Origin of the sequence: Paraprevotella xylaniphila YIT 11841 (assembly GCF_900683745.1) — a bacterium.
GTDB lineage: Bacteria > Bacteroidota > Bacteroidia > Bacteroidales > Bacteroidaceae > Paraprevotella > Paraprevotella xylaniphila.
The window spans coordinates 1,813,444-1,840,217 of record NZ_LR215980.1 but is presented as its reverse complement, the minus strand read 5'-3'; the positions used below and the strand labels follow the sequence as shown (position 1 = coordinate 1,840,217).

Sequence of the window (26,774 nt, the reverse complement as noted above, 5' to 3'; positions counted from 1 at the left end):
AAATGATAAAATGTTTGTGGATATGGGGGAAAAACGATACTAAAGCCTCAAAATGGGGTGGAAAGCAAAAATTAAATGTTATCTTTGCGATTAAAATTATTCACTATTAAAAACATTTTAAGTTATGTTCGAAGGTCAACCTAAAGGTCTTTATGCATTGGCGCTGGCCAATACGGGCGAGCGTTTCGGTTACTACACGATGCTAGCCATTTTCACGTTGTTCTTACAGGCGAAATTCGGATACTCGGCCGGTGAGACATCCACAATTTTCGGTGTGTTCCTCGGGGCGGTTTATTTTGTGCCGCTTTTTGGTGGAATGTTGGCCGACAAGTACGGGTTCGGCAAGATGGTCACGCTCGGTATATTCATCATGTTCATCGGTTACTTGTTGTTAGCAGTCCCGACGGGTGCTGATGTGGCCGGAAAGTCCATGATGTTCGGTGCGTTGGCATTGATTGCTTGCGGCACGGGACTTTTCAAAGGCAACCTGCAAGTCATGGTCGGCAACCTCTATGATGCGCCAGAGTACAGGGACAAGCGCGACACGGCGTTCAGCCTCTTCTACATGGCCATCAACATCGGTGCGCTGTTTGCCCCCACGGCGGCCACTAAGATGACTAATTACGTGTTGGGCATGAACGGCTTCACTTATAATGCACAGATTCCTGCCCTTGCCCACCAGTATATGGATAATGCGGCGGGAATGACGGCACAGTCTGCCGCCACGTTGGAGTCGCTCAAGGCCGCACAGGGATTCACGGGTGACACGGCGGTTTTCTGTCAGAGTTACATCGAAAAGTTGTCCGAAGCTTACAATTACGGCTTTGCCGTGGCATGTGTTTCGCTTATCGTGTCCATCCTTATATACTATGGCTTCCGCAGCACTTTCAAGCATGCCGATTATAACGCGAAGACGGCATCTGACGGGCATGTACCCGTGGAGGAACTGTCTCCGGCCGAGACGCGCCAACGCATCACCGCGCTTTGTCTTGTGTTTGCCGTGGTGCTCTTTTTCTGGATGGCTTTCCACCAGAACGGCTTGACGCTTACGTTCTTCGCGCGCGATTATACGCAGGCTTCGGCTTCGGGCTTGTTGGGCATGACGTTTAATGTGTTCAATTTGGTGCTGATTATTGCTTTGGTGTATGCCATGTTCTCTCTCTTCCAAAGCAGGACAGGCCGCGGCAAACTGGTTTCCGGTCTGGTGGCAGTAGCTTCCGTGGGCGTTCTGGCGGGGCAGTATGCAACAAGCGATGCCGAGGTGGAGATCCTGCCGCAGATTTTCCAACAGTTCAATCCGTTCTTCGTGGTAGCCTTGACACCGGTTTCGTTGGCGATATTCGGTTTCTTGGCCAAGAAAGGAAAGGAACCTTCGGCTCCTCGTAAAATCGGGTTGGGGATGCTGATTGCCGCCTGCGGTTTCGGTATCATGGCTTTCGGTTCCATGGGATTGCCTACGCCCGATGCGTTGGCTCAGGGTGCCGATGTCAGCTTGGTCTCGCCCAATTTGCTCATTTCCACTTATCTTGTGTTGACGTTTGCTGAGTTGTTGTTGTCTCCCATGGGCATTTCTTTCGTGTCTAAAGTGGCTCCCCCGAAGTATAAGGGTATGATGATGGGTGGTTGGTTCGTGGCCACGGCTATCGGCAATTACATGGTGTCTATCATCGGTTACCTGTGGGGCGGCATCGAGTTGTGGATGGTGTGGAGCGTGCTCATCGTGCTTTGTCTGCTTTCGGCCTTGTTCATCTTCTCCATTATGAAGAAGCTCGAAAAGGTGGCGTAAGGAATATTTTTCGGGAACTTTTCTTGTAAAGTTTCCGGATGAAGTGTAAAACCTCTGGGTGTCATTCTCTATTATACTGGCATTCAGAGGTTTAATGTTTTGTGTAGAGCCGTGAAATTCTTTGCGCCAAATGAAAAATCAATCTCAGCCAAACGATTTTTCATTCGGCTGAGATTGATTTTTCATTTGGCGCATGTTGTTTTTCAGATTTCCTACATGAGGAATTTGTAAATCTTTATACCCTGACTCCCGGGCTTAGCGGTCTTCCCAGATTTCGGCCATCGCCTTGCGTGTCTTTTCCGGAATGGCCGGTGTGGCCGGATAGCCGATGGGGATGATGGCTGCCGGATACCACTCGTCAGGCAGATTGAAAAGCTCTTGGCAGAGTTGCACGCGGAAGTTGCACACCCAACAAGTGCCCAATCCTTGTTCGGCCGCAGCCAGGCACAAGTGCTCTATGGCGATGGCCACGTCGATGTCGGCATGGTTTTTCTCGTCATACCGCCGCGTCCAGGCCGCCCCGTGGTTTTCGCAGACCAAGATATAAGCCGGAGCCTCGCGGAACCATTCCTTGTCGTAACATTGCTGCAGGCGTGCGCGGTCGTCTTCGCCGGTGAAGAGGATGAATTTCCACGGCTGCCTGTTGACGGCCGAGGGAGCCAGGCGCGTGCATTCTTTGATATATTCCATTTTCTCTGCCGGAATGGCATCCGGCTTGAAGGCACGCACGGAATAGCGTGCGTGGCAAAGGTCTTTGAAGTCCATAATCATGTATTTTGTGGTTCAGTGAACAAATGTACACAAAAAACAATAAAGCTGTATTTTATGCGGCAGAAAATAAGTATTTCTTCACAAAGTATAAATGAGGGTAAATAAAATCCTGAAAAGTTTGTGGGTATGGCAAATAGTGTTACCTTTGTGATATGCGATTCCTGTGTATGTGAGAGATGAAGGAGAAGCATACTAAACCCAATATATTAATTAAAAAATGAAGAAATCATGTTGACGCAAATTATCATCACTTCTATGGCAGCCGTATTTTCGCTGCCCCAGTTACCCTACGAGAGCAATGCCTTGGAACCTGTCATCAGCAAGGAAACCATAGATTATCATTATGGCAAGCATTTACAGGCATACGTGAATACGTTGAATACGTTGGTGAAAGGCACCGAGTATGAAAAGAAGAATCTGGAAGAGATCGTACGCCATGCACCGGCCGGTCCGTTGTTTAACAATGCGGGCCAGGTGCTCAATCATACACTGTATTTTGAACAGTTCCGTCCGGTGGGGGCTGAAGGCCCGGCAGTGCCGGAAGGCAAGTTGGACAAGGCCATCCGGACTGCATTCGGAAGCTTTGACGAATTCAAGGAGAAAATGGCGGCAGCCTCCACCGGTTTATTCGGTTCGGGTTGGGCGTGGTTGGCGCAAAACGAAAAGGGCGAATTGGTTATCGTACAATGTCCTAACGGCGGCAATCCTGTGACGATGGGCTACGTGCCCCTGTTGGGATTCGATGTTTGGGAACATGCCTACTATGTGGACTATCGCAATCGGCGTGCCGACCATATCGCAGCTTTGTGGCAGATTATTGATTGGAAAGTAGTGGAGAATCGAATGAAATAGGCTTTCCGTATGGGAAAGTATATTTTCGATTAGTTAAGGTTGGACCGCCTGTTGTCGTGAAGATAACAGGCGGTTTTTAGTATCCCTCATGGAATGGGGAAATCATTGGGTGTCTAATGATTTGATGTAGCTGTACATCAGTTTGTAGAAAGGTGTGCGGCATAGCGTATGGCTGTTGCCCACTAGGATAAGCTTCATGCGTGCCCTCGTGATGGCCACGTTCATACGGCGCAGGTCGTGCAGGAATCCGATTTGCCCGTTCTCGTTGCTCCGCACCAAGCTGATGAGGATGACGTCGCGCTCCTGCCCTTGGAACCCGTCTACGGTGTTTACGCTCAGCAGATGGCGGTAGGGTTTGAAAAAGGCATCCCGGCGCAACAGGGTGCGCAATAGTTGCACTTGACCTTTGTAAGGGGAGATGAGCCCGGTGTCGATGCGTTCCGCCAATATCCTTTCCTTGCCTATCTTTTGGAAATAGGCCTTCAGTATGTTCAGGGTGAGTCGTGCTTCTTCGGGGTTGGAACGGCTAGTGCTGTCCGGATTGCGGGTTTCTTCGAAGTCGGGTATCCCTGCCGTCGGGGGAGCCGGTGCGGATACCGGATTGGAAGGTTCTTCTGTCAGGTATGGGGCGGTTTGTTCCTCGTCTGCCGTGTCTATCCATTCCATTGGCGTGTCCCAGTCTAGAATGCCCCTGTATTTCACTTCCGGGGCACTTTCCACCTTCCCGTCGTAGAAGCATTCGCTAGAGAAGTGCATGATGGCATCGTTCATGCGGTATTGCGTGCGGAGCAGGCTGACAGCGGAAGGTTGGCGGGCGGCGATGGTTTCCATCAGCGTGCGGTCCAGTCCGCCCTTCAGGGCCTCGGGGCATTTCACGGTGGGAGGAAGTTGGCGGTGGTCACCGGCCAGGATGACGCGCCCGGCCTTTTGGATGGCAATCCAACAGGACGCTTCGAGGGCTTGGGCGGCTTCGTCGATGAACAAGGTTGAGAACTTTTTTCCTGCTAATACGCGGTTGGCACTGCCTGTCAGCGTGCAGGCAATGACCCGCGTTTCGTTGAACAAACTTTCGTTGATGGCGATTTCCAGTTCGGTTGCCCGGTCGCGTAGCCGGGCTATCTTTTGGTGGAAAGCTTCACGGCCCGACGACGGGCGGTGGGCGTACAGGTCGCGGATGGCTTTGCGGATGGCCCAGAGCGAGGGGTAGGAAGGATGTGCTTCGAAACGCCGTTCGTAGGTGAACGACAGCATCTTGTCATTCACGCGAGAAGGGTTTCCGATGCGCAGGACTGCCACGCCCCGGTCGGTCAGTTTCTCCGAAATCCAGTCTACGGCCATGTTACTTTGTGCGCACACCAATACTTGGCTCTCGCGGTGGAGCGTCTCGTAGATGGCTTCCACAAGGGTAGTGGTCTTGCCTGTTCCCGGAGGGCCGTGCACGATCATCACGTCTTTGGCACGCAACACTTCGTTGACTGCGGTTTCTTGTGTGGGATTGAGCCAAGGAAAACGTACTGGTTGGAATGTAAAGTGACCGGCCTGGGCCGTTCCGTGAAAAATGTCGCGCAATTCTGCCAAGCGGCCATGCCGTGCGGCACTTACCCGGTCCAAGGCTTCGAACATCAGGCGGTAGGTGGTTTCGTCCAAGTAGAGTTGCGCACCGACGCGGTCGTTTCCTCTCAAATGCGAAAGGGTTTCCGTGTCCGGCAGGGCTACCACCATCGTATTGCCGTCTACGAAGCTTACGGTGCCGGTAAAGTGGAAATAATGCAGTCGACCGCCGTGGTTGCCCTGTCGTAGCTCTCCGGAGGCATCTTGTGTGAAGAAACACACTTGTTTGCCCGGCTCGAAGCCATGGTCTTCTTCTGTATGCTCCGTGCGTTCTACTTCTATTACCAGTTGGTTGAGCGAGTTGTAATAACTCTTTCCTAAGGAAAGCGGGTACCAACATAGCCCTTGTTTGATTTTTCGGGTTATGCCGGCTATTTCCGTTTGGGTGCGGAATTGCGTTTTTTCGTATTCATATTCCAATTCGAGCAAGCGACGTTGCTGTTGGAGCCATAAGACAGGTGATGCAGGCATGGCGGCTTAGGATTTGGGATCGGTAGGAGAAGCATGCTCGGATTTCAGGTCGGCCCGGCTTTTGCTTTGGGTAACCAACCATACGCCTCCGAAAACCAAAAGGACGGCTGTCCCTTGACTCCATCCGAAGACTCCTAACCCCGTAGCTACGCTGACGATACAGGCTACGATGGGTTGCACGTAGTTGTACATGCTCACGATGGTGGGGCGTAGCAGTTTCTGTCCTGTCATCATCATGATATAAGCTAAATAAGTGGCCACGAAGACCACAAAAGCCGTTTCAAACCAAGTGGTTGGCGGAATTTCAGCCCATGGCAGTATGGCCAGATCCTTGTAGGTGAAGGGCAGGATGACGATGGTGGCGTAGGTGAACATCCATTTCATGCAGGTCACTACGGTGTATTTCTGTATCAGCTTCTTGAAGATAGTCAGGTAAACGGCAAAGCTGCATTGGGCGGTAAGGCACAGCAGGTCGCCCGTCAGGCTGCCATTGCCTTTTTGGGTGGCGTGTCCGTTGCCTAAGATAAGCAGCAGGGCACCGATGGCACCACAGAAGATGCCCAACACTTTTTTGTTCGTGACCGGTTCTTTCAGGAACAGGGCGGCCAGAATCATGGTCACGATGGGGAGTGTGGTGGTGACGATGCTGGCGTTGACGGGGGATGTCAGGGATAGCCCAATCGTAAAGCAGCATTGGTTGAACACGATGGCGAGCATGCCGGCAAAGAAAAACATCAGTAAGTCACGGGGAGCGACTTCTTCCTTATGGCGGCCGAAAAGGGAAGTGAGCCAAAAGCATAAGGCCGCACCGGCCGCCCGGAAACTTACCAATGCCAATCCGCTGATGCCGTGCGCCATGGCATCTTTGCCTAAGGGCGACATCAGTCCCCAGGCCGCACAGGCCGCAAACATGCAAAGGTGGCCTGTCAGGTTTTTATCTTTATACATCTTTCTTGAATTTATACGTATCGGAAAAACGACTGCAAAGTTAGTCGTTTCATCACAAATTTTAGCATCTTTCCGTTGCTTCTTTCTATGGGAAAACTTATCTTTGCTGAAGCGAGGACAGGATTCGGCCTGGCTGTTTGCTGTCTTTGGATAAAGAGGATTCTGAAAAACGCAGACTATGGATAAGATAGGTGAATACATACGGCGTATTGAAATAGACTCGCTTTGGAGCGGGCAGAAGCATATCGTGTGGGAATTGGACCGCAAGGTGAATATCCTGAGCGGTGTGAACGGGGTCGGCAAGAGCACGATTCTGAACAAAGTGATATTAAGGCTTTTGCAGGTGGTCAAAGACAGCTGTACGGACAAGCCCGACGTGAAACTGACATACGAACCGGTGGATGCGGTGACGGTAAGGTTCGATGTGGTGCGGAGCTTCGACCGTCCTTTGGTCCACAGCAATTTGTTGGAAAAATTAGCGGATGACAGGGTGGCTACAGAGCTAGACTGGCAGCTTTATCTCTTGCAGCGGCGTTTCCTGGACTATCAGGTCAATGTGGGGAATCGTATGATTGCCATGCTGACGAGCGGTGACCCGGAAGCGAAGGCCAAGGCCCAGGAGGCAGCTCAAGCCCGTGTGCAGTTCCAAGACATGGTGGACGAGCTGTTCAGCGAGACCGGAAAGAAAATCGTACGCAGTAGCAATGAAATACAGTTGGAGCAGTTCGGCGAGGTGCTTTCGCCTTACAAACTTTCTTCCGGCGAGAAGCAGATGCTCGTGATTCTGCTTACCGTATTGGTGGAAGACCGTCAGCCTTACGTGCTTTTCATGGACGAGCCGGAAATCAGCCTGCATGTAGAGTGGCAGCAAAGGCTGATTACGCTGATACGGCAGTTGAATCCGAATGTCCAAATCATCCTGACGACGCATTCGCCGGCCATGATCATGAACGGATGGATGGATGCCGTGACGGAAGTGACCGACATTACACAATAAATTTCTGAGGAAGGGAGGGGAGCGTTATGGCCAAAAGATTGTCTGAGAACCTGACTTCTTTGTATCTGGGAGCGGCGCAGAGGTTGAAACCCAAAACGGCACGGCGGAAAATCGTGGCGTATGTGGAAAGTTACGACGATGTGTTTTTCTGGCGGACCGTATTGGATGATTTTGAGGATGACAGCCGTTATTTTGAAATCATGTTGCCTTCCCGCAGTACGTTGGGCAAAGGGAAAAAACTGGTGTTGACGAACAAGCTCGGCCCCCAACTGGGAAATTATATGATAGCCTGCGTCGATGCGGACTACGATTATTTGTTGCAGGGCGCCACGCCGACCTCACGGCTGATTAACCGGAACCCTTTTGTGTTCCATACTTATGCATACGCCATCGAGAATTACCAGTGTTATGCGGAGACGTTGCACCGTGTCTGTGTAATGGCTACGCTCAACGACCGCCAGATTGTGGATTTTGAGAGTTTCATGCGGGAATATTCCCAACTCATCTGGCCGTTGTTCGTATGGTCGGTTTGGGTGTACCGGCGGAACCATTACCGGGAGTTTACTTTGACGGAGTTTGGCAATCATGTGAGTTTCAGTGATATTAATGTGTACCATCCCGAACAGACGTTGGAACTTGTGCGGCGGAGGGTCAACCGGAAGATAGCTTGGTTGCAACGCCACTTCCCACAGGCGAAGAAAGATTACGAGATGCTGAAGACGGAACTGTTAGGTTTGGGGGTCACCCCGGAGACGACTTATTTGTATATTCAGGGGCATACCTTGTTCGACAACGTGATTTCTCCCTTGTTGGATCCTGTTTGTATTTTGCTGCGTAAAGAACGTGAGCGTGAAATCCGTAATCTGGCCGAGCACGACACGCAGCGGCAAAACGAATTGTCGTGTTACCAACATAGCCAGAATTCCGTGGAGGACATGTTGCGGAAGAATGTAGGGTTTAAGGATGCGCCGCCTTATAAATTGCTTGAACGGGACATCCGGCGTTTGTTGGACCGCATGGATGCCGGAGCTATGCAAAATACTTGTCCAACTTCTTGATGAACATGTTTTGGCAGAATACGACCACGCTGTCGCCTTCCTGGATTTGTGTCAATCCGTTTACGTGCATGCCTTCGCCGTTTCGTACTAACCCTCCGATGGCTACTCCCGTCGGAAGGCCGAGGTCTTTCACCGGTTTCTTGGTGACTTTGGCCCCGGATTTTACTTCGAATTCAGCCACGTCGGCATCGGCCACGGTCAGGCATTTCACGTTGGTAACGTCCGAATCCAACATCATCTGGTAAATATGACTGGCGGCAATCGTCTTTTTGTTGATGATGGTGCCGATATCCAATCTTTCGGCCATGGAGATATAGTCCAGGTTATCTATTAGCGCCACGGTTTTCCGCACTCCCAACCGTTTGGCCGTAAGGCAAGCCAGGATGTTGCTTTCGCTTTGTCCGGTCAGGGCCACGAAAGCTTGGGTGTGCTGTATGCCTTCCGTAATCAGTAACGAAGAGTCGCGTGCGTCTCCGTTGATGACCATCACGTCGCTGTCTCCTAAAGCCTCGTTCAGCTCGTTGCAGCGGGCGGGGTCGCTTTCTATGATCTTCACCTCCATGTATCCCGGGACATTCAGGGCGGTGTGCATGGCCGTGCGTCCGCCTCCCATGATCATGACGTTTTTCACGTCTTCATAATGTTCTTTGCCTACAATCTTTCGGATGTAAGGAATGTATTTCTTCGTGGTCATGAAATACACGATGTCGCCCAGTTGAAGCGTGGCATCACCGTTCGGGATGATGGTCATGTCGTCTCGTTTGACTGCCACGACATGGTAGCAAGTGTCCGGACCGCACAGTATCTTCAGCGGGATGTTGAGGATTTCTGCGGTTTCACGCAACTTGATGCCCAACATGACGAGTGCCCCGTCGTGCACTTCCCACCACTGCCTTATCCAACTATGTTTGATGCCTTCTATGATATCCCGTGCGGCCAGTATTTCCGGATAGATGAGGGAACTGATACCCATGTTCTTGAAAAAGCTTTTGTATTCTTCGTCCAAGTATTCCGCATTGTCGATGCGCGCTACGGTTTTCCGCGCCCCCAAGGTGTGGGCCAACATGCAGCAGGTGATATTTTTCATTTCGTCTGGCATGACGGCGATGAACAATTCGGCATGTGCGGCTCCGGCTTCTTTCAGGCCGCTGATGGAAGTCGGTTTTACGTTGAGGGTCATGAGGTCAACGTTGTCGGCTACTTTTGAAAGTTTGTCTTCGCTTTCGTCTATCAACGTGATGTTCTGGCTTTCTTTGGCTAAGAGTTGTGCTAAATGTGTGCCTACAGCCCCGGCACCGGCAATGATAATCTTCATGGATTTACTTTTGTGAAATGGAACGGAGTTGTGACACGATGGCATCCCGGTCGATTCCGGCTATTTGCCGTAGTTGTTCCACCGTGCCGTGTTCTACGAAATAATCGGGCAGTCCCATCCGTGTTACTTTAGGGAAGAAGTCATGGTAGGACATGTATTCTAATACGGCAGACCCTAATCCTCCGCAGATGACTCCGTCTTCTATCGTGATGATTCGGGAGAAATGCGTTCCAACTTCGTGTAAGATGTTTTCGTCCAACGGCTTGAGGAAACGCATGTCATAGTGGGCTACCGTGAGAGGATGTCCTTCTTGTGCCTGTTGTTGTTCGAACAGGCGGATGGCCTCTGCCGCCGTGTTGCCGATGGGGCCTAACGAAAGCAGTGCGATGTCCTTTCCTTCTTTGAGAAGTTGTCCTTTCCCCACTTCGATGGCTTCAAAATCACATTGCCAGTCGGTCAGCACGCCCCGTCCGCGTGGGTAGCGGATGACGAACGGGCCTTGGTTGGGGAGCTGTGCCGTGTACATGAGCAGGCGCAGTTCTTTTTCGTTGAGTGGGGAAGAAAGGATGAGGTTGGGGATGGGGCGGAGCGCGGCCAAGTCGAATGCGCCATGGTGCGTGGGACCGTCTTCACCCACCAGTCCTGCGCGGTCTAAACATAACACCATGTTAAGGCGTTCTATCGCAATGTCGTGGATGAGGTTGTCGTAGGCTCGTTGGGCAAAGGAGGAATAAATGTTGCAAAACGGGATGAGGCCGTCTTGTGCCATGCCCCCGGAAAAGGTGACGGCATGCCCTTCGGCGATGCCTACATCGAAGGCCCGGTCCGGCATCTCCTTCATCAAGACATTCATTGAGCAGCCCGACGGCATGGCAGGTGTCACTCCGATGATTTTCGGGTTCATCCGGGCCAGTTCGAGTAAGGTCTGTCCGAAGACATCTTGGTAACGTGGAGGCAGGTTGCTCGTGTCCGTCTGTATGCGTTCGCCGGTTTCCTTGTCGAATTTGCCCGGTGCGTGCCAGATGTCAGCCGCTTTCTCCGCCGGTTTGAATCCTTTGCCTTTGATGGTGTGTATATGAAAAAGTTTAGGGCCTTTCATGTCTTTCAAGACCCGGAGCGTGTGTACCAGTTCGATGACGTCATGACCGTCGCTAGGGCCGAAGTAGCGTATGTTCATTCCTTCGAATACGTTCTGTTGGTTGCTGATAAGCGACTTCAGCGAGTTGTTGAAACGGATGAGTTGCTTCCGGCGGTTTTCGTTGAGCCATCCCCAGTTGAATAGTTTACGGGAAGCGGCGAAACGCAGGCGGTTATAGAGACTGCTAGTGTGGAGTTGGTGGAAATAATGGTTCATTCCTCCCACACTGCGGTCTATGCTCATGTTATTGTCGTTCAGGATGATGAGGATGTCGTTTGGAGTGGAAGAAGCATTGTTCAATCCTTCGAAAGCCAACCCACCGCTCATCGAACCGTCACCGATGACAGCGATGATATGCCTTCTTTTTTCATCCTGATTGGCCGAGGCCACCGCCATGCCCAAAGCGGCGGAGATGGAATTGGAAGCATGTCCGCAGGTGAACGTGTCGTATTCGCTTTCGGAAGGAGAGGGGAAAGGTTTCAGCCCGTGCAGCTTCCTGTTGGTAGAGAAACGTTCCCGTCTTCCTGTCAGTATCTTATGGCCGTATGCCTGATGCCCCACATCCCATACGATGCGGTCGTAAGGCGTGTCGTACACATAATGCAAAGCGACCGTCAGTTCCACGACACCTAAGCTGGAAGCGAAATGTCCCGGATTGTCTGCCAACTCGTCGATGATGTCGCGGCGCAATTCCTCGCATACTTGCGGCAATTTGTCTATGGGCAAACGGCGCAAGTCGGCCGGTATGTTGATTTGCGACAGAAGGTTATATGTATTTTTGTTTGTCATCAGCTTGATTTAGTTCATGCAAAATTAGCATAATTTCATATATCTTGCTTACTTTTGCAAGAAAAAATACCGTTTTGACATTTAACGAATGTGAGATATGAAGTTTCGTACCACAGTAGAAAATGAGATGAAGGGATTGGATATCCATCCCGGAGACGGGCTTACCCTGTTGGGCTCTTGCTTTGCCGACCATATCGGCCGGCGTATGGTGCAGTCAGGGCTGGATGCGCATGCTAACCCGTTTGGGGTATTGTACAATCCGTTGAGTATAGCCGCGTGGTGCAGGGCGATGGCTACCGGAGAGCCGTTGCCCGAAGATATTTTTTTCGAATCGGGAGGACTGTGGCACAGTTGGTTGAATGACAGTTTTTTTTCTGCGGAGAACCGGGAGGAATGCCGTGCCCGTCTGGAAAACGTGCGCTGTGAAGAAGCTGCCCGGTTCAGGTCGCTGAAAGTCCTGTTTCTTACTTTGGGTACGAACCGTTATTACCGTCTGCATGACAACGGGCGGGTGGTGGCGAATTGCCATAAGCAACCCGGGGCATGGTTTACGGAAGGGCAGTTGGACGTGGAGGGGACGAAGGCTGAACTCGGAGAGGCTTTGGAGGCTCTTTGGCGGGTCAATCCGTCCTTGCAAATTGTTTTTACGGTCAGTCCTTACCGTTATGCCAAATATGGTTTTCACGGCAGTCGGTTGGGGAAAGCCGTGCTGTTGTTGGCCGTGGACGAGTTATGCCGGGCGTATGGGGGGCGTTGCTTCTATTTTCCGGCTTACGAGATTGTGTTGGACGAATTGAGGGATTACCGGTTTTATGCGGCAGACATGTTGCATCCGTCAGAGGTGGCGGTAGAGTATATTTGGGAACGTTTTTCCGAAGTCTGTTTCCCTGCGGAAACACGAAGCTTCATGGCAGAATGGGAGGCTGTGGCGAAGGCTTTGTCACACCGTCCGCTACATCCTGAATCGGCGGCTTACCGGGAGTTCCTGCGTCAAACTATGTTAAAGTTAGAACGACTTACTGAAAAATACCCGAACTTAGTCCGGACATCTGCATACGAGAATTTGAAAAGTCTGCTAAAATATTGAGGATTATGTCTTATACATTAGAAAGAATAGCTTCGTTGGTCGGTGCACATTTGTGGGGCGACGAAGCAGTGGAAGTCAGGTGGCTCCTGACAGATAGCCGTTCTTTGTGTTTCCCTGAAGATACTTTGTTTTTTGCGTTGGAAAGCCGCCGCAACGACGGGCACCGTTATATTTCCGAACTTTATAGTCGGGGGGTACGTTCTTTTGTGGTCAGCCGCTTGCCGGAAGACATGACATCCTGTCCCGATGCCAATTTCCTGCAAGTAGTCAGTCCGCTGAAAGCTTTGCAACGCTTGGCCGAACGCCATCGCGAGGCTTTCGGCATTCCGGTGGTGGGTATAACCGGAAGTAATGGGAAGACCGTGGTCAAGGAGTGGCTTTACCAGTTGTTGTCGCCCGGAAAGAGCGTCACCCGTTCGCCGAGGAGCTACAATTCCCAAATCGGAGTGCCTTTGTCCGTATGGAACCTGGATGAGAAAAATGAAGTAGGGCTTTTTGAAGCCGGAATTTCCGAGCCGGGAGAGATGGAAGCTTTGCAGTCGGTGATTCAGCCGACCATCGGGGTCTTCACTTGCCTGGGCGATGCGCATCAGGAGAATTTCATTTCGTATGAGCAAAAGTGTTTGGAGAAGTTGAGGTTGTTCAAGGATGCCAAAGTCTTGGTGTACGATATGGACGATGCGCGTATAGCCGGTTGCGTCAACCGTTCGGCTTTCAAAGGAGAATACTTTGCATGGTCGCGGCAGCGGCGCGATGTACCTTTATATATCGCATCGGTGGAGAAGCGGGAGGCAGAGACGGTTGTATCCTATATATATAAAGGTAAGGAGTCATCTTACTCTATTCCTTTTATTGATGAGGCTTCGTTGGTCAATTCCGTGTCCTGTCTGGCCGTATGCTTGCATTTGGGGATGAGTCCCGAGGCGGTTGCCGCAAGGATGGCCGTGCTCGAACCGGTGGCCATGCGCCTGGAGGTGAAAGAAGGCCGTTCGGGTTGTACGCTCATTAACGACAGTTACAATTCGGATTATAATTCTTTGGATATCGCCCTCGACTTCATGAACCGGCGTCCTGATTGTGCGGGGCGGAAACGTACGTTGGTTTTGAGTGATATCGAGCAGGCTGGCGGTGCGCCTGAGGATTTATATGGCCGCGTGGCCCGTTTGGTGGCTATGCGCGGCGTGGAGAAGTTCATAGGAGTCGGTCCGTGCTTGTCTGCCGTACGAGGTCTGTTCGGTATGGAGGCATGTTTTTATCGTTCTACGGATGAATTGTTGGGCAGCGGTGTGTTGGACACGTTGCACGACGAAGTGATTCTCATCAAAGGGGCAAGGTCTTTCCGTTTCGACGTTTTGACGGAACACTTGGCCTTGAAGGTGCACGAAACGACATTGGAGGTCAATTTGAATGCCGTAGTGGATAATTTGAACTATTACCGCAGTTTCATGAAGCCGGAGACGAAGATGGTATGTATGGTAAAGGCGTCGGCTTACGGGGCCGGTGCTGTGGAGATTGCCAAAACCCTGCAGGATCATCAGGTGGATTATCTGGCCGTGGCCGTGGCCGACGAAGGTGTGGACTTGCGGAAGGCCGGCATTACGGCGAATATCATGATTATGAATCCGGAGATGAGCAGTTTTCCGACCTTGTTCGAGTACGACCTTGAACCGGAAGTGTACAGTTTCCGTTTGTTGGAAGCCTTGACTCACGAGGCGGAGAAAGAAGGGGTGACTCATTTTCCCATCCATGTGAAATTAGACACGGGCATGCACCGGTTAGGATTCGACCCGGAAAAGGATATGCCGTTGTTGGTGGAACGGTTGAAACGCCAGTCGGCTGTGATTCCCCGTTCCGTATTTTCCCATTTCGTCGGGAGCGACAGCGACGATTTCGATGCCTTTTCCGCCCGTCAGTACGAGTTGTTCCTGAAAGGCAGTGCGCAGCTTCAGCAGGCTTATAGTCATAAGATTCTGCGCCATATCTGCAACAGTGCGGGGATTGAGCATTTCCCGGAGCGTCATTTGGAGATGGTACGTCTCGGCTTGGGGCTCTATGGTATCAATTCCCGGAATAATGAGATTCTCCATAATGTCAGTACGCTCAAAACCACGATTCTCCAGATACACGAAGTGCCGAAGGAAGATACGGTGGGATACAGCCGCAAAGGGCGGTTGACGCGTGACAGCAGGATTGCAGCCCTGCCCATCGGTTATGCCGACGGGTTGGACCGCAAGCTAGGCTGCGGTCGTGCGTATTGCCTGGTCAACGGACAGCGTGCCCCGTATGTGGGCAATATTTGCATGGATGTCTGCATGATAGATGTGACGGACATAGATTGCCGTGAGGGCGATACCGCCATCATCTTCGGCGATGATTTGCCGGTGACGGTGCTGAGCGACGCTGTGGGTACGATTCCCTACGAAATTCTGACGGGAGTCAGTGCCCGGGTGAAGAGGGTGTATTATCAGGACTGACATAAAAAATGGAAATGGATAAGAATACTTTGCAGCATACTGATGTGGGACTGCCGACAGGCAATATGTTTGAGCAGGTTCGCGGTAAAATAATGACCGTGCGTGAGACGGTGGTGATATTAGATGCGGATATAGCAGATTTGTATGGTGTGGAAACCAAACGAGTGAACGAGGCTGTGAAAAATAATCCGGATAAGTTCCCGCTTACTTACATGTTTCGGTTGACACGTGAGGAAATGATATTTTTGCGGTCGAAAAATCCGACCGTAAAAATATCGTCTAAAAGTCGTGCCTTGCCTGCCGTGTTCACGGAAAGAGGATTGTATATGTTGGCTGCTATATTGAAAAGCAAGAAGGCTGTGAATGCGACGTTTGCTATATGTAAAACGGGTTAAAAGGCAAAATGGTTCGGAGCAAACGGAAACAGAATAACCTGTTTTTTTATCTGTTGGGTTACCGAAGTGAGTGAAGGTTATACATCTTTGATTTTACTTCTTTTAAAGACAGAAGAACATAAGGACAAAATCTTATCCTTATGTTCTTCTGTCTTCTTTGTTTATCCGGTTTGTAACTGTCTTACCCCAAGAAGGAAATCAGCACGCCGGCTGCCACGGCCGAGCCGATGACACCGGAGATGTTGGAGGCCATGCAGTAGTTCAACACATGGTTTTTCACATCATATTTGGTGGCGATTTCGTTGCAGACACGACTGGCCATGGGTACGGCACTCAGCCCGGTGGCACCGATGAGCGGATTGATTTTCTTCTTGCTGAACAGGTTGAATATCTTCACCATGACGATGCCGGAAGCAATGGACAACGCAAAGGCGAGGAATCCACCGATGACGATGCCTATCGTCTGCATGTTGAGGAACGCATCCACTGTCATCGTTCCGCCCACGCATAATCCTAAGAAGATGGTGGCCGCGTTCATGATGGAGTTGGAAGCCGCATCGAACAGGCGCGAAGTGTCGGCACCGATTTCTTTCAGCAAGTTACCGAACATCAGCATGCCGATGAGGGGTACTGCCGTGGGGACGAACAGGGCTACTACTGTCGTGACGGCAATAGGGAAGATGATTTTCAGTACACGCAGTTTTTTGATTTCCGTGGTAGACGGATGCAGTTTTTCTTGTTCCTTCATGTTAATCATCAGTTCCTTCTTCGTGCAGGTCAGTTTCACCACCAACGGGATGATGACCGGCACAAGTGCCATGTAGGAATAGGCTGCAATGGCGATAGGACCGAGCAAGTGTGGGGCCAGTTTGATGGTCGTGAAGATGGCCGTCGGGCCGTCGGCACCACCGATGATACCGAGCGAGGCGGCCTCTTTCGGCGTGAAGCCCATCAGGATGGCTACCAACAGCACGGCAAAGATGCCGAATTGGGCGGCGGCCCCGAAGATGGACAGGCGCAGGTTGCGCAGCATCGGACCGAAGTCTGTCAGGGCGCCTACTCCCATGAAGATGACGGGTGGAAGGAAACCTGTCTTGATGAGCATGTAATAAAGGAAGTTCATCAGGCCGAATTCATGGGCGATGTCGTGCAACGGCATTTCCCAGATGTTGGCTTTGCTGCCGTTGGCCAGTGTGACCATCCCTTGCGAGTCCGCTTGTATGACCCCCATCTCGCCGCCCGGGAAGTTGGCCAGCAACACCCCGAACGCAATGGGCACGAGCAACAGCGGTTCGTACTTTTTCACTATACCCAAGTAGAGCAGGACGAAAGCCAGCGCATACATGATGAGGAACGACGGGTCGGCAATGATGTTGCTGAAAGCCGTCATCTGGTATAGCTTGTTGAATATATCTGTTAACTGTTCCATAATTTACTGCTTGGCTATTTTCATGATTACGTCATCTTCTTCCACGGCATCGCCGGAGTTGACCAAAATGGCCGTGATGGTACCGTCGAATTCGGCGCGGATGGCATTATAGGTCTTCATGGCCTCGATGTAACCCAGGATGTCGCCCGCTTTTACGCGGTCGCCCGGTTGCTTCGGTGTTTCTTCCGTGTTTTTCACGCGGTAGAATTTACCTTCCAACGGAGCCGGGATGTCTTCGCCTTCGCCTGTGGCTGCGGCGGGTTGTGCCGCCGGTGCGGCTGATGTCTGTGCCGGTGCGGCTTGTTCTCCGTAGGCGATGTCCACTTTGTAAGATTGTCCGTTCACGGTAACGGTAACGGTAGAAGGCTGTGCCGGTGCGCTTCCTGCGCCGGCCGGTGCGGCGGCAGCCTCGCGTCTCTTTTGCAGGTCGGCCAGGAAGTCCTGTTTGGCCTTGCCGCTCTTGTAAGCCTCATACTGCGACGGGTGCATGGCATACTCGAAGAGTTCCTCGTCGTCTTGTCCAGTGTCCCATCCTTTTTCGGCCATCATCTGGCGGTATTTGTCCAGTTCGTCCGGATAGTTGGCTTGCGGGTCGGTGTCGGAGAACTTCCGTCCTTGCGCTTCGGCCAGTGCCTTCAGTTCCGGAGCCACTTCGCCCGGCAGGCGTCCGGCCTTGCCCAAAATCATGTCCCAGATGTCATCGGCAATCATGCTCCAACGTTCTTTGCCTTTCTCCATTTGGATGACGTTCATCAGGGCCAGGTTTTTCACATATTGGCTAAACGGGGTCACGAGGCAGGGATACCCCACCTTGGGCCAGATGTAGGCTACTTCGTCGAACAGCTTGACGAGTAATTCGTCCTGCGTCAGTTCGGCTTGCCCATGTTTGGCCTTCCATTTGTTGAGCGACTCCAAGTTGGTCTCCAGATCGGCCATGAGCGAACCCATCATGCCGCCCGGCAGTCCCGGGGCGATGAGCAGGGAGTTGTTGATACGGTTGAGCGGATTGCAGTATAATCCGAGGAAGTCGTCCATCATTTCCTGTATCTGCGAGCGTACCTCCATGTAGGCCGCCATATTGATTTCTTTCACTTTGAAACCTGCGTCCTTTAGCATGGCCTGTACGGCCAGGATGTCGGCGTGCCCCGTACCCCATGCCAACGGGGCTACGGCTGTATCCACATAGTCGCATCCGTTCTTGCATACTTCGAGGATGGAAGCCATGTTGAAGCCCGGTCCCGCATGGGAATGGTATTGCACGATGATGTCTTTCTTGTAAGCCTTGATGCCCGCACATATTTTACCGAGGGTTTCGGGGCGGCCGATGCCCGCCATGTCCTTGAGGCAGATTTCGTCGCATCCCAAGTCAATGAGTTGTTGGGCCATCTTCACGTAATATTCCACCGTGTGTATGGGCGAGTGGGTGATGCAAAGGCTGCACTGCGAAATCATGCCGGCTTCCTTGGCGTAGCGGATGCTGGGTGCGATGTTGCGGATGTCGTTCAGCCCGCAAAACGTACGGGTGATGTCCGTGCCCTGCGCTTTCTTGACTTTATAAAACAGGCGGCGCACGTCGGCCGGCACGGGACTCATGCGCAGGCCGTTCAGTGCGCGGTCGAGCATGTGGGTCTGGATGCCCGCTTCGTGGAACGGTTTCGTCCATTGGCGCACGGCGTTGTTCGGGTTTTCCCCGAAAAGCAGGTTTACCTGTTCAAAACCGCCCCCGTTGGTTTCCACACGGTCGAAACATCCCATCCGGATGATGGCGGGAGCCACTTTCACCAACTGGTCCACACGCGGCACGTATTTTCCGGCGCTTTGCCACATGTCGCGGAACACTAAGCTGAATTTTACTTCTCTTTTTTCCATTGTATGTTTTTTCTTTTAGATTTCGATGACTGTTTGTGCTTACAGGCGTTCTACCTTGCTCACGCTTCCTTTGCCTCCGGTGATTTGGCTGACGGCCTCCCGGATGACGGCCAGTGTCTGGGCATCGATGGCCGTGGCCGTACCGGGTGCAGGCTTCCGTTTCGGAGCCACCGTTTCTTCGGGGGCTACTTTGTTGACTATCTGAATCAGCCATTTGCCCAACTGGATGACAATCATGAGGATGATGAACACCGTAACCATGCCCACCACCATGAGTTGTAATGCTAAACCTATGTTTTCCATTGTTTTGGTGATAATTTATTATGTGAATTTGTCCTTTTGTGTCTGTTTCATGTTATTGCCCGCTAAATTACAAAATTTTCTTGTGGGATGGAAGAATAAGTGTGGAAAAATACTCTTAAAAAAATGCAATATCGGAACTCGGTATGTATGGAGACTTTTCAGGAAGTTGCTGAAAAGCCTGTTTGAAATAAATGATACGAAAATGCGGGTTTATGGAACAAAAAGAAAGGTAATAGCTTGTTTAGAGAGGGAACGAATGATTGTAAAAAACACCATTCAGACAATTTTCACTTCGTTTCCTTTATGTTTTTTTACAGTTTCGGGATGCTTTTAAATCTTGTTGATGGATTTTAAGAATCAATCTCAGCTGAATGATTTTTCGTTCGGCTGAAAAAACGTTTTTTTTCTCCGCAGGATGTGGAAAAAACATCTGCCCGATGGCGCGCCGACAGGTAGAAACCGGTGTAGGGAAGTACGTAAATCGCCATCTTTTTCTCTATTTGGAGGTCGGAAGTTGTCGAAATCAGGATGGCACAATGAGAGGTGGAGCTTCTTTGGGGCTTACGTGCTTTTCGCTTGTTTGCGCGTTGTATGCCTCATTCTTGTGCAAGAAGTAAGCAAAAGTTGTGGCAGGGGGCACAAAGGGTTTCTGCAAATGCGTGAGAATCGTTTCTTTTCTCCATGTGTGCCTGCATGTCCGGAATATGCGATTCTGAGGAGGCGGAAGTGACAATTTGACAAAATGATATTTGGACAAAAGAACATAAGAACAAAAAGCCTTTTAAGACTTGAAAATATGTTCTTTTGTTCTTATGTCTAAAATATAGATATTCTGTCTAAAAACAGTTCATACCGATGTCCGGGTCCTTATCTTTCCGCTTCGATTTCCACCCCGGCTTCGCGGCAATCGGCCCCCATCGGCGGATTTTCCTTGGTCAGGGTCAGGTGGATGCGGCTGATGGAAGGGAAGTTGTCGAAGAGCCTTTGAAGAATCCGCCCCGCCACGTGTTCCAACAACTTTGAAGGGATGTCCATTTCCGCTTTGATGCTTTCGTATAAGTCGGCATAGCTCACTGTGCCCTCCAACCGGTCGGTCTGCATGGCCTCGTTGAAATCCGTGTCGGCTTCCATCCCGACGTGGAAGTAAGCGCCTGTCAGTTGTTCTTGCGGATCCACGCCATGGTGGGCATAGAAACGTACGCGAGGCAGCAGGATGCGGCTGTTCTTCACTTTCATAGAGCCTATCCGCATCTGGAGGCGCCGCAGTGCTTACAGATGAGGCATCCTTCTTGATATACCAACGATTCATGACCGCAGTTCGGGCATTTCATACCTTTGGCTTCCGTGCCGTCCGTGATGTATTTCTTCAGGGCGCGTTCCACGCCGTTTTTCCAAGTGTTGATACTTTGGCTCTCCAGTTGCAGCGAACCGACGAGCTTGATGACATGGTCCAATGGCATGCGGTAACGCAGCACGCCGGAAATCAGCTTGGCATAGTTCCAATATTCCTTGTTGAACTTCTCGGAAAGCCCTTCCACGGTGGTCTTGTATCCCTTCTTGTTTTCGAACTGGAAGTCGTAACGTTTGTTGCCGTCTTCGTCCACGTTCTTGATGATGCGTCCTTTCATGACGCTTTTCGGAAGGACGATTCCCTCGTCGTCATCCTGAATACCCGTGAAGATTTCGTAGGGATAGCCGTTCAACAGTCCGACGAAAGCTACCCATTTTTCTTTGTTGTTCTGGAAGCGTACCACGTCGCATTCCAATACTTGCGGACGTTTTTCCGTCACTTCGGGACTTTTGCAGGGAAGTTCCGGCTGTTTTTTCTCGTTCTTCACGGAAATCATCACGCCCGAACGCGAACCGTCGCGATAGATGGTACAACCCTTGCATCCCGAACGCCAAGCCTCCACATAGAGTTGGTTGACCAGTTCTTCGTCCACATTGTTCGGCAGGTTGACCGTCACGCTGATACTGTGGTCCACCCACTTCTGGATGGCTCCCTGCATTTTGACTTTCATCAGCCAGTCCACGTCGTTGGCCGTGGCCTTATAATAAGGAGAACGTGCCACCAATTCGTCGATTTCCTCTTGCGTGTAACGTTTTTCCGTGTCGTATCCGTTGATTTTCATCCACGTGAGGAACTTATGGTGATAGACGATGTATTCCTCGAAGGCATCGCCCGTCTCGTCGATGAAGTCGATATGTACTTCCGGGTCGTTCGGGTTGACCTTGCGCCGGCGTTTGTACACGGGCAGGAATACCGGTTCAATCCCAGATGTGGTCTGTGTCATGAGACTGGTCGTCCCCGTCGGGGCGATGGTGAGGCAAGCGATGTTGCGTCGTCCGTATTTTACCATGTTTTCGTACAGTTCCGGGTCTGCCTCGCGCAAGCGGTTGATGAACGGGTTGTTCTTTTCGCGTTCGGCGTCGAAGATTTCAAATGCCCCGCGTTCTTTGGCCATCTGTACCGATGAGCGGTATGCCTGCAGGGCCACGGTCTTGTGTACTTCCACGGCAAAGTCCGTGGCTTCTTGCGTGCCGTAACGGAGGCCGAGTGCGGCTAGCATGTCACCTTCTGCCGTGATGCCTACGCCTGTACGCCGTCCCTGTCCGCTTTTCTTGTATATCTTTTCCCACAAATGACGTTCCGTGCCCTTTACTTCCTCGGATTCCGGGTCGGCGTCTACTTTTTGGAGAATCATTTCAATCTTTTCCAGTTCCAGGTCGATGATGTCGTCCATCAACCGTTGGGCCAGTTGCACATGTTTCTTGAACAAATCGAAATCGAAATAGGCTTCCGGCGTGAACGGGTTGACCACGTAAGCGTAAAGGTTGATGGCCAACAGGCGGCAACTGTCATACGGGCAAAGCGGTATCTCGCCGCAGGGGTTCGTGCTCACGGTGTGGAAACCAAGATCGGCATAGCAGTCGGGCACGGATTCACGCAGGATCGTGTCCCAGAACAAGACGCCGGGTTCGGCGCTTTTCCATGCGTTATGCACGATTTTCTTCCACAAATCCTGTGCGTTGATGTCCTTGGCCACCATGGGAGAAGAACTGTCGATGGGGTATTGCTGCGTGTAGGATTTTCCTTCAATGGCAGCGTGCATGAATTCATCGTCGATCTTGACGGATACGTTCGCTCCCGTGACTTTGCCTTCCGTCATTTTGGCATCGATGAACGATTCGGAGTCCGGGTGCTTGATGCTGACGGACAACATCAGTGCGCCCCGCCGTCCGTCTTGTGCCACCTCGCGCGTCGAGTTGCTGTATCGTTCCATGAAAGGGACGAGGCCGGTAGAAGTCAGGGCCGAATTTTTCACGGGCGAGCCTTTCGGGCGGATGTGCGACAGGTCATGGCCTACGCCGCCGCGCCGTTTCATCAGTTGCACCTGTTCTTCGTCGATGCGGATGATGCCGCCGTATGAGTCGGCTTGTCCGTCCAGACCGATGACGAAGCAGTTGGAGAGCGATGCGATTTGGTGGTTGTTGCCGATTCCGGTCATGGGACTGCCTGCCGGGATGATGTATTTGAAGTGATCAAGAAGTTCGAATATTTCTTCTGCCTTGAGCGGATTCGCATATTTGTTTTCGATGCGGGCGATTTCGTTCGCGATACGCCAGTGCATGTCTTCGGGCGATACTTCATAAATATGGCCGTATGAGTCTTTCATGGAGTATTTGTTCACCCACACTCTTGCGGCCAACTCATCTCCGTTGAAATATTGAAGGGCAGCCTCAAAGGCTTCGTCATAACTGTAAGTCTTCTCTTTCACGACTGTTTGAATTTAAATGGTTTACTTTAGGATTCCGTTATCAGATTTTGTAGAAGCAATAGCGGTCAATCCGGAAGGACGTTGCAAAACTACACATGTTTTCTGATATGACCAAAGGAAAAACTTAAAATCTTGTCTTTTTATGGAAAGTTTTCCATTCTTTTGTGTTATTCGTTTGATTATGAGTTTGATGCATTTTAAACGAATCGGAAAAGTTATCCAAAAATGAAAATCTTAAGAAATAAAAACCTTTGAAATCTAATCTATTATGAATCATTTTGTGTATCTTTGTCCGAAGTAAAAAACGAATGAATCATGGAAACAGTAAAGAACCGCAGAAGTATTCGGAAGTATGCCGGAAAACCGGTGGATGAGGGACTGTTGCGTCGGCTTTTGGAAGTATCGGAACGCACGCAGACCATGGGGAACATGCAACTTTATAGCGTGGTGGTGACGCGTAGCGAAGAGATGAAAAAGCGTTTGGCACCGGCGCATTTCAATCAGCTTATGGTGACTCAGGCACCTGTGGTCCTGACGGTATGTGCGGATTTCAACCGTACGGTCAAATGGGCGGAGCAGCGCAAGGCGCAGCCCGGATATGACAATTTTCTTTCATTTTTGAATGCCGCTACGGATGCGCTGTTGTTTACGCAGACGTTTTGTAATTTGGCCGAGGCGGAAGGGTTGGGGATTTGTTATTTAGGTACGACTTTATATATGCCGTCCCAAATTATCGACATCTTGCAGTTGCCCCGCTTGGTGATGCCGGTGGCGACACTCACCGTCGGATGGCCCGACGAACATCCCGAGCAGGCCGACCGTCTGCCTTTGGAGGCTGTGGTACATGAAGAGACCTATCACGACTATATTCCCGAAACCATCGACCGATATTACGGGCCGAAAGAACAATTACCAGAGAACAGGCATTTTGTGGAAATCAATCACAAGGAGACGTTGGCTCAAATTTTCACGGATATCCGTTACACCCGTAAGGATAACGAGGCTATGAGCCGGGGTATGTTGGAGGCTTTGAAGCGTCAGGGGTTTTTAGATTGACGGGCGCAGGCATGCGTGGTAAGAGCGTGCCTTTTACTCTGTGTTAAATAAACTTAACGGGGGGGGTAAAAAAGCTTTGCCTCCCTTTTTGTTTTGTTGGAGTTTCAGTATTTTTGAAGCCGTATAAAACCAACTTTAAAAAAATAAGTGTATGAAGAAGATTTTACTTTTATTGTGCTTGTTCTTAGGCATGCAGACTTATGCCCAAGACGAGATGAGAGAGTTGACTACGGTGATAAAGGTCACCCCGTCGTCTTCCGAGCGTTTCGACGTGGCGCAGTTGCAACTTGAACTCAACGGGCAGGGGATGCCTGAGAATGGGTTTGTCTGGGATGCAACTTCCAGTAGTTTCAAGGGCAAGTTGTCTTACAATCCTTACGAGGATAACTTCATCCGACTTTACATGCCGGACCAGTCGATTTCTTACGAAGGGCCGATAGTTTTTGATTTCGGCAACCCGGAAATTACGACGGTGGAAGTGAATGCGGATTTCTCTCCTTATCATTATGTGAGTTTCACGTCAGGCAGCCCGGAGGATTATACTGTGACTTTGGATTATTTGGGCTTGTCTGACGGGTCGGTTTCCGGACAATCTATGCCCGGAGTGGTTACGCAAAGGATGGATGACGGTGAATTTCTGCGTGCGGAAGAGTACAGTTATGAACTGTCTGCGTTTACGCCCGAGGGAATCAGCGTAGCTGTGAAAAACGGAAAAGTGACCGTAGAGGATGAAGATGTAGCCGTGGTTACGCCAGAAAAATTGGATGATATGACGTTGGTTACCTTTCAGGTCAAAGATGCTGAAGGGAAGCCGGCCGAAGCCGAGGTCATTCTTCTCCAAGCGAATTTAGATTTGTCTACCGATGAACAAGGTAGCGTGCAGGGATATCTTCAGCCCGGTACATATTACTATTATCCGGAGATGGAGGGCAACTATTTGGCTTCGCCTGCAACGGATTTTGCTACTTTTACGGCTTCAGGGAACACTACCACAGTGGATTATTCCTTCCAAGACAAAGGGTATAAACCCGTGACGTTCCGTATGGAGGGCGATGTACAGTCCGGAAGTTTGACGATTTCTCCCGTCGGCATGGAGTATGATGAGTTTTATGTGAATAATATAGACTTCCCTTATACCGTTTACATGGTAGATGGTTTGTATAAGTATGGAGTGCAACCTGCTTACAATCCCCCAATGTATTTCGAAGCAGAACACGGGCTTGTGAATACGGCAGAGAGCCGTGACGTGGTTTGCTCTTTCCATTCCTCCGATTATGGGACGATGCGTTTCAAGTTGAAAGGGGCGGAAGAAGGTCATTATTATGGTATCCATGTAAGGCGTGGGAAAGACGGATGGTCTACCGGTTTCAACCCGGTTGACGAGGGAAATGGCGTTTCCGCTGTATGGGAGGCCGAGTTGGGCTTGAAAACCGGAGCATACACTTATGCCTTGGAAAGGCAGGAATATGCCACGAATCAAGTAGAGTTCCTGACGCTCGGTTCGTTTGATATGGAGAAACAGCAGGAGGTTGAGATTGATTTGTCGAAGGTGGAAAGTGTGTCGGTCGAGGTTTCCGTGGCGAATCTGCCGGACTTCATGGAGGGGAGGTCGTTCACGTGCGAGGTGACTACGCCACGGGGTGAAAGGCTGTGGTCGTACCGTATTGAACGGGGAGAGACGAAGTTCCGGACCCGTTTGCCGGAAGGGGAATATGTTTTCAACTGGACTAGCTATTCCACTTATTCGGGAGAAGATGGCATAGAGTTCGATTACGTGGTGCATGAGACTGTAGAGGGCGTGTCGGACAAGGTGGTGTTGGATTTCAGCCGTTTGGCCTATGCTCGTGTGAATACCGTTGTGCCCGACGGGTTGGAGGCGGATTATGGCAATGTGTTAAGCAAGGGAGATTTCATCACGGACATGGACTTCGAGGGTAGCGGGACAACTTATGTCATACTCGCTCCCGGACAGTATGAAATGCAGGCCGTTGGCTCGAATTATGAAGGGTTTGACATGCATATATCCGATTTGAAGCCTGTGACATTGGAAGCAGGCCATTTGACCGACGTGGTGCTCAATATAGACCGCAAGCAGGAGGGTATCTTGGTTGAACTGGAAGTGGAGGACGTGAAAGGACACAATCTGGCCGGGGCTACCGTGACGCTGAATGGTGAAGTGTACCGGACGAATGCTTCCGGGTATCTGACTTTGGCCGACGTGCGCGGTGACGAAATCCGCATGAAAGTGGAAGCCGAGGGCTACCTGCCTTTTGAAAAGGTGTATGCCGTAAACGATGTCTATCGTTATATCGGTGGAACCTATATGACAGTGGTGCTTGAGCCCAAGGGTGGTTCTTCTGTTTCTGCTGTGGAGACCGATGGTCTGTTGACTGTGGAACGTACGGTTGTGGATGGTCGTATTGTCATTTCCAACGCCACGGATAAAGTCTGGAACGTGCGTTTGGTCTCATTGTCGGGAGCTGTCGTGGCACAGGACGAAGCGCCGACCGGGACAACTGAATTGCAAGCGGGGCACTTGCGTAAGGGTATGTATCTCTTGAATTTGTATCGCGACGGAATACAGAAGACCATCAAGGTCATCAAGAAATAAAAACTTCCGGCGCACTTGCAGAAGCAGGTGCGCCG

General features: G+C 50.9%; 19 protein-coding genes. 9 read left to right on the top strand and 10 right to left on the bottom strand.

Going from position 1 to position 26,774, the window contains the following annotated elements; all coding sequences use genetic code 11:
- Window positions 1–124 precede the first annotated feature (124 nt).
- Window positions 125–1,786 (top strand): peptide MFS transporter, encoded by a 1,662-nt coding sequence (locus E0E47_RS07865; RefSeq protein ID WP_130893384.1) that lies wholly within the window; start codon window positions 125–127, stop codon window positions 1,784–1,786.
- 255 nt (window positions 1,787–2,041) lie between these two features.
- Here the strand turns inward: E0E47_RS07865 and E0E47_RS07860 are convergent, their stop codons facing one another.
- On the bottom strand, window positions 2,042–2,551 hold the full coding sequence (locus E0E47_RS07860) for a nitroreductase family protein (protein WP_130893383.1): 510 nt from the start codon (window positions 2,549–2,551) through the stop codon (window positions 2,042–2,044).
- 234 nt (window positions 2,552–2,785) lie between these two features.
- Between E0E47_RS07860 and E0E47_RS07855 the strand changes: the two genes are divergently transcribed.
- Window positions 2,786–3,409, top strand: coding sequence for a superoxide dismutase (locus tag E0E47_RS07855; protein ID WP_008625677.1), 624 nt, complete (start codon window positions 2,786–2,788; stop codon window positions 3,407–3,409).
- Window positions 3,410–3,511: 102 nt separating this feature from the next.
- On the opposite strand, the gene E0E47_RS07850 is transcribed toward E0E47_RS07855, so the two are convergent.
- Both E0E47_RS07850 and E0E47_RS07845 read right to left on the bottom strand, forming a co-directional pair.
- On the bottom strand, window positions 3,512–5,491 hold the full coding sequence (locus E0E47_RS07850; RefSeq protein WP_130893382.1) for an AAA domain-containing protein: 1,980 nt from the start codon (window positions 5,489–5,491) through the stop codon (window positions 3,512–3,514).
- 6 nt (window positions 5,492–5,497) lie between these two features.
- Entirely contained in the window at window positions 5,498–6,439 is a 942-nt protein-coding gene (locus E0E47_RS07845; protein WP_130893381.1) for a DMT family transporter, read from the bottom strand.
- A 178-nt stretch (window positions 6,440–6,617) separates the two neighbouring features.
- Between E0E47_RS07845 and E0E47_RS07840 the strand changes: the two genes are divergently transcribed.
- Both E0E47_RS07840 and E0E47_RS07835 read left to right on the top strand, forming a co-directional pair.
- Window positions 6,618–7,436: an AAA family ATPase gene (locus tag E0E47_RS07840; protein ID WP_008625667.1), complete on the top strand. Its 819-nt coding sequence runs from the start codon at window positions 6,618–6,620 to the stop codon at window positions 7,434–7,436.
- A gap of 26 nt (window positions 7,437–7,462) precedes the next feature.
- Window positions 7,463–8,494: a DUF4435 domain-containing protein gene (locus E0E47_RS07835; protein WP_008625665.1), complete on the top strand. Its 1,032-nt coding sequence runs from the start codon at window positions 7,463–7,465 to the stop codon at window positions 8,492–8,494.
- On the opposite strand, the gene trkA is transcribed toward E0E47_RS07835, so the two are convergent.
- Both trkA and dxs read right to left on the bottom strand, forming a co-directional pair.
- Window positions 8,466–9,809, bottom strand: a complete 1,344-nt coding sequence (gene trkA, locus E0E47_RS07830; RefSeq protein WP_008625663.1) for a Trk system potassium transporter TrkA — start codon at window positions 9,807–9,809, stop codon at window positions 8,466–8,468. The genes E0E47_RS07835 and trkA overlap by 29 nt on opposite strands.
- Window positions 9,810–9,813: 4 nt before the next feature.
- The gene (gene dxs, locus E0E47_RS07825; RefSeq protein WP_130893379.1) at window positions 9,814–11,736 is read right to left on the bottom strand and encodes a 1-deoxy-D-xylulose-5-phosphate synthase; all 1,923 of its coding nucleotides are present in this window, start codon (window positions 11,734–11,736) and stop codon (window positions 9,814–9,816) included.
- A gap of 97 nt (window positions 11,737–11,833) precedes the next feature.
- On the opposite strand from dxs, the gene E0E47_RS07820 reads away from it, so the two are divergent.
- The 3 genes from E0E47_RS07820 to E0E47_RS07810 are packed head-to-tail and all read left to right on the top strand — an operon-like array spanning window position 11,834 to window position 15,692.
- Window positions 11,834–12,823 (top strand): GSCFA domain-containing protein, encoded by a 990-nt coding sequence (locus E0E47_RS07820; protein WP_130893378.1) that lies wholly within the window; start codon window positions 11,834–11,836, stop codon window positions 12,821–12,823.
- A 5-nt stretch (window positions 12,824–12,828) separates the two neighbouring features.
- Complete coding sequence (locus E0E47_RS07815) at window positions 12,829–15,297, top strand: bifunctional UDP-N-acetylmuramoyl-tripeptide:D-alanyl-D-alanine ligase/alanine racemase (protein WP_130893377.1); 2,469 nt, start codon at window positions 12,829–12,831, stop codon at window positions 15,295–15,297.
- A 14-nt stretch (window positions 15,298–15,311) separates the two neighbouring features.
- The gene (locus tag E0E47_RS07810; RefSeq protein WP_232038370.1) at window positions 15,312–15,692 is read left to right on the top strand and encodes an ORF6N domain-containing protein; all 381 of its coding nucleotides are present in this window, start codon (window positions 15,312–15,314) and stop codon (window positions 15,690–15,692) included.
- A gap of 181 nt (window positions 15,693–15,873) precedes the next feature.
- On the opposite strand, the gene E0E47_RS07805 is transcribed toward E0E47_RS07810, so the two are convergent.
- From E0E47_RS07805 to E0E47_RS07775, 5 genes are all read right to left on the bottom strand, one after another.
- Complete coding sequence (locus tag E0E47_RS07805; RefSeq protein ID WP_130893375.1) at window positions 15,874–17,121, bottom strand: sodium ion-translocating decarboxylase subunit beta; 1,248 nt, start codon at window positions 17,119–17,121, stop codon at window positions 15,874–15,876.
- A 3-nt stretch (window positions 17,122–17,124) separates the two neighbouring features.
- A complete protein-coding gene (locus E0E47_RS07800) occupies window positions 17,125–18,990 on the bottom strand; it encodes a biotin/lipoyl-containing protein (RefSeq protein WP_130893374.1) in 1,866 nt (621 codons plus the stop codon).
- 39 nt (window positions 18,991–19,029) lie between these two features.
- Entirely contained in the window at window positions 19,030–19,293 is a 264-nt protein-coding gene (locus tag E0E47_RS07795) for an OadG family protein (protein ID WP_008622529.1), read from the bottom strand.
- Between the two features lie 867 nt (window positions 19,294–20,160).
- On the bottom strand, window positions 20,161–20,529 hold the full coding sequence (gene folB / locus E0E47_RS07780; RefSeq protein ID WP_415957675.1) for a dihydroneopterin aldolase: 369 nt from the start codon (window positions 20,527–20,529) through the stop codon (window positions 20,161–20,163).
- Window positions 20,530–20,534: 5 nt separating this feature from the next.
- Window positions 20,535–23,072, bottom strand: a complete 2,538-nt coding sequence (locus E0E47_RS07775; protein ID WP_130893371.1) for an adenosylcobalamin-dependent ribonucleoside-diphosphate reductase — start codon at window positions 23,070–23,072, stop codon at window positions 20,535–20,537.
- Window positions 23,073–23,387: 315 nt separating this feature from the next.
- Between E0E47_RS07775 and E0E47_RS07770 the strand changes: the two genes are divergently transcribed.
- A complete protein-coding gene (locus E0E47_RS07770) occupies window positions 23,388–24,128 on the top strand; it encodes a nitroreductase family protein (RefSeq protein WP_008625638.1) in 741 nt (246 codons plus the stop codon).
- 151 nt (window positions 24,129–24,279) lie between these two features.
- The gene (locus E0E47_RS07765) at window positions 24,280–26,739 is read left to right on the top strand and encodes a T9SS type A sorting domain-containing protein (RefSeq protein ID WP_130893370.1); all 2,460 of its coding nucleotides are present in this window, start codon (window positions 24,280–24,282) and stop codon (window positions 26,737–26,739) included.
- Window positions 26,740–26,774: the final 35 nt, after the last annotated feature.

Excerpts from the sequence above, each read along its gene's own strand:
- E0E47_RS07845 (WP_130893381.1), bottom strand. The coding sequence starts at position 6,439 with ATGTATAAAGATAAAAACCTGACAGGCCACCTTTGCATGTTTGCGGCC.
- E0E47_RS07765 (WP_130893370.1), top strand. The coding sequence starts at position 24,280 with ATGAAGAAGATTTTACTTTTATTGTGCTTGTTCTTAGGCATGCAGACT.
- E0E47_RS07860 (WP_130893383.1), bottom strand. The coding sequence starts at position 2,551 with ATGGACTTCAAAGACCTTTGCCACGCACGCTATTCCGTGCGTGCCTTC.
- E0E47_RS07865 (WP_130893384.1), top strand. The coding sequence starts at position 125 with ATGTTCGAAGGTCAACCTAAAGGTCTTTATGCATTGGCGCTGGCCAAT.
- E0E47_RS07850 (WP_130893382.1), bottom strand. The coding sequence starts at position 5,491 with ATGCCTGCATCACCTGTCTTATGGCTCCAACAGCAACGTCGCTTGCTC.
- E0E47_RS07795 (WP_008622529.1), bottom strand. The coding sequence starts at position 19,293 with ATGGAAAACATAGGTTTAGCATTACAACTCATGGTGGTGGGCATGGTT.
- E0E47_RS07815 (WP_130893377.1), top strand. The coding sequence starts at position 12,829 with ATGTCTTATACATTAGAAAGAATAGCTTCGTTGGTCGGTGCACATTTG.
- E0E47_RS07835 (WP_008625665.1), top strand. The coding sequence starts at position 7,463 with ATGGCCAAAAGATTGTCTGAGAACCTGACTTCTTTGTATCTGGGAGCG.
- E0E47_RS07855 (WP_008625677.1), top strand. The coding sequence starts at position 2,786 with ATGTTGACGCAAATTATCATCACTTCTATGGCAGCCGTATTTTCGCTG.
- folB (WP_415957675.1), bottom strand. The coding sequence starts at position 20,529 with ATGAAAGTGAAGAACAGCCGCATCCTGCTGCCTCGCGTACGTTTCTAT.
- dxs (WP_130893379.1), bottom strand. The coding sequence starts at position 11,736 with ATGACAAACAAAAATACATATAACCTTCTGTCGCAAATCAACATACCG.
- E0E47_RS07800 (WP_130893374.1), bottom strand. The coding sequence starts at position 18,990 with ATGGAAAAAAGAGAAGTAAAATTCAGCTTAGTGTTCCGCGACATGTGG.
- E0E47_RS07820 (WP_130893378.1), top strand. The coding sequence starts at position 11,834 with ATGAAGTTTCGTACCACAGTAGAAAATGAGATGAAGGGATTGGATATC.
- E0E47_RS07770 (WP_008625638.1), top strand. The coding sequence starts at position 23,388 with ATGGAAACAGTAAAGAACCGCAGAAGTATTCGGAAGTATGCCGGAAAA.
- E0E47_RS07805 (WP_130893375.1), bottom strand. The coding sequence starts at position 17,121 with ATGGAACAGTTAACAGATATATTCAACAAGCTATACCAGATGACGGCT.
- E0E47_RS07810 (WP_232038370.1), top strand. The coding sequence starts at position 15,312 with ATGGATAAGAATACTTTGCAGCATACTGATGTGGGACTGCCGACAGGC.
- trkA (WP_008625663.1), bottom strand. The coding sequence starts at position 9,809 with ATGAAGATTATCATTGCCGGTGCCGGGGCTGTAGGCACACATTTAGCA.
- E0E47_RS07840 (WP_008625667.1), top strand. The coding sequence starts at position 6,618 with ATGGATAAGATAGGTGAATACATACGGCGTATTGAAATAGACTCGCTT.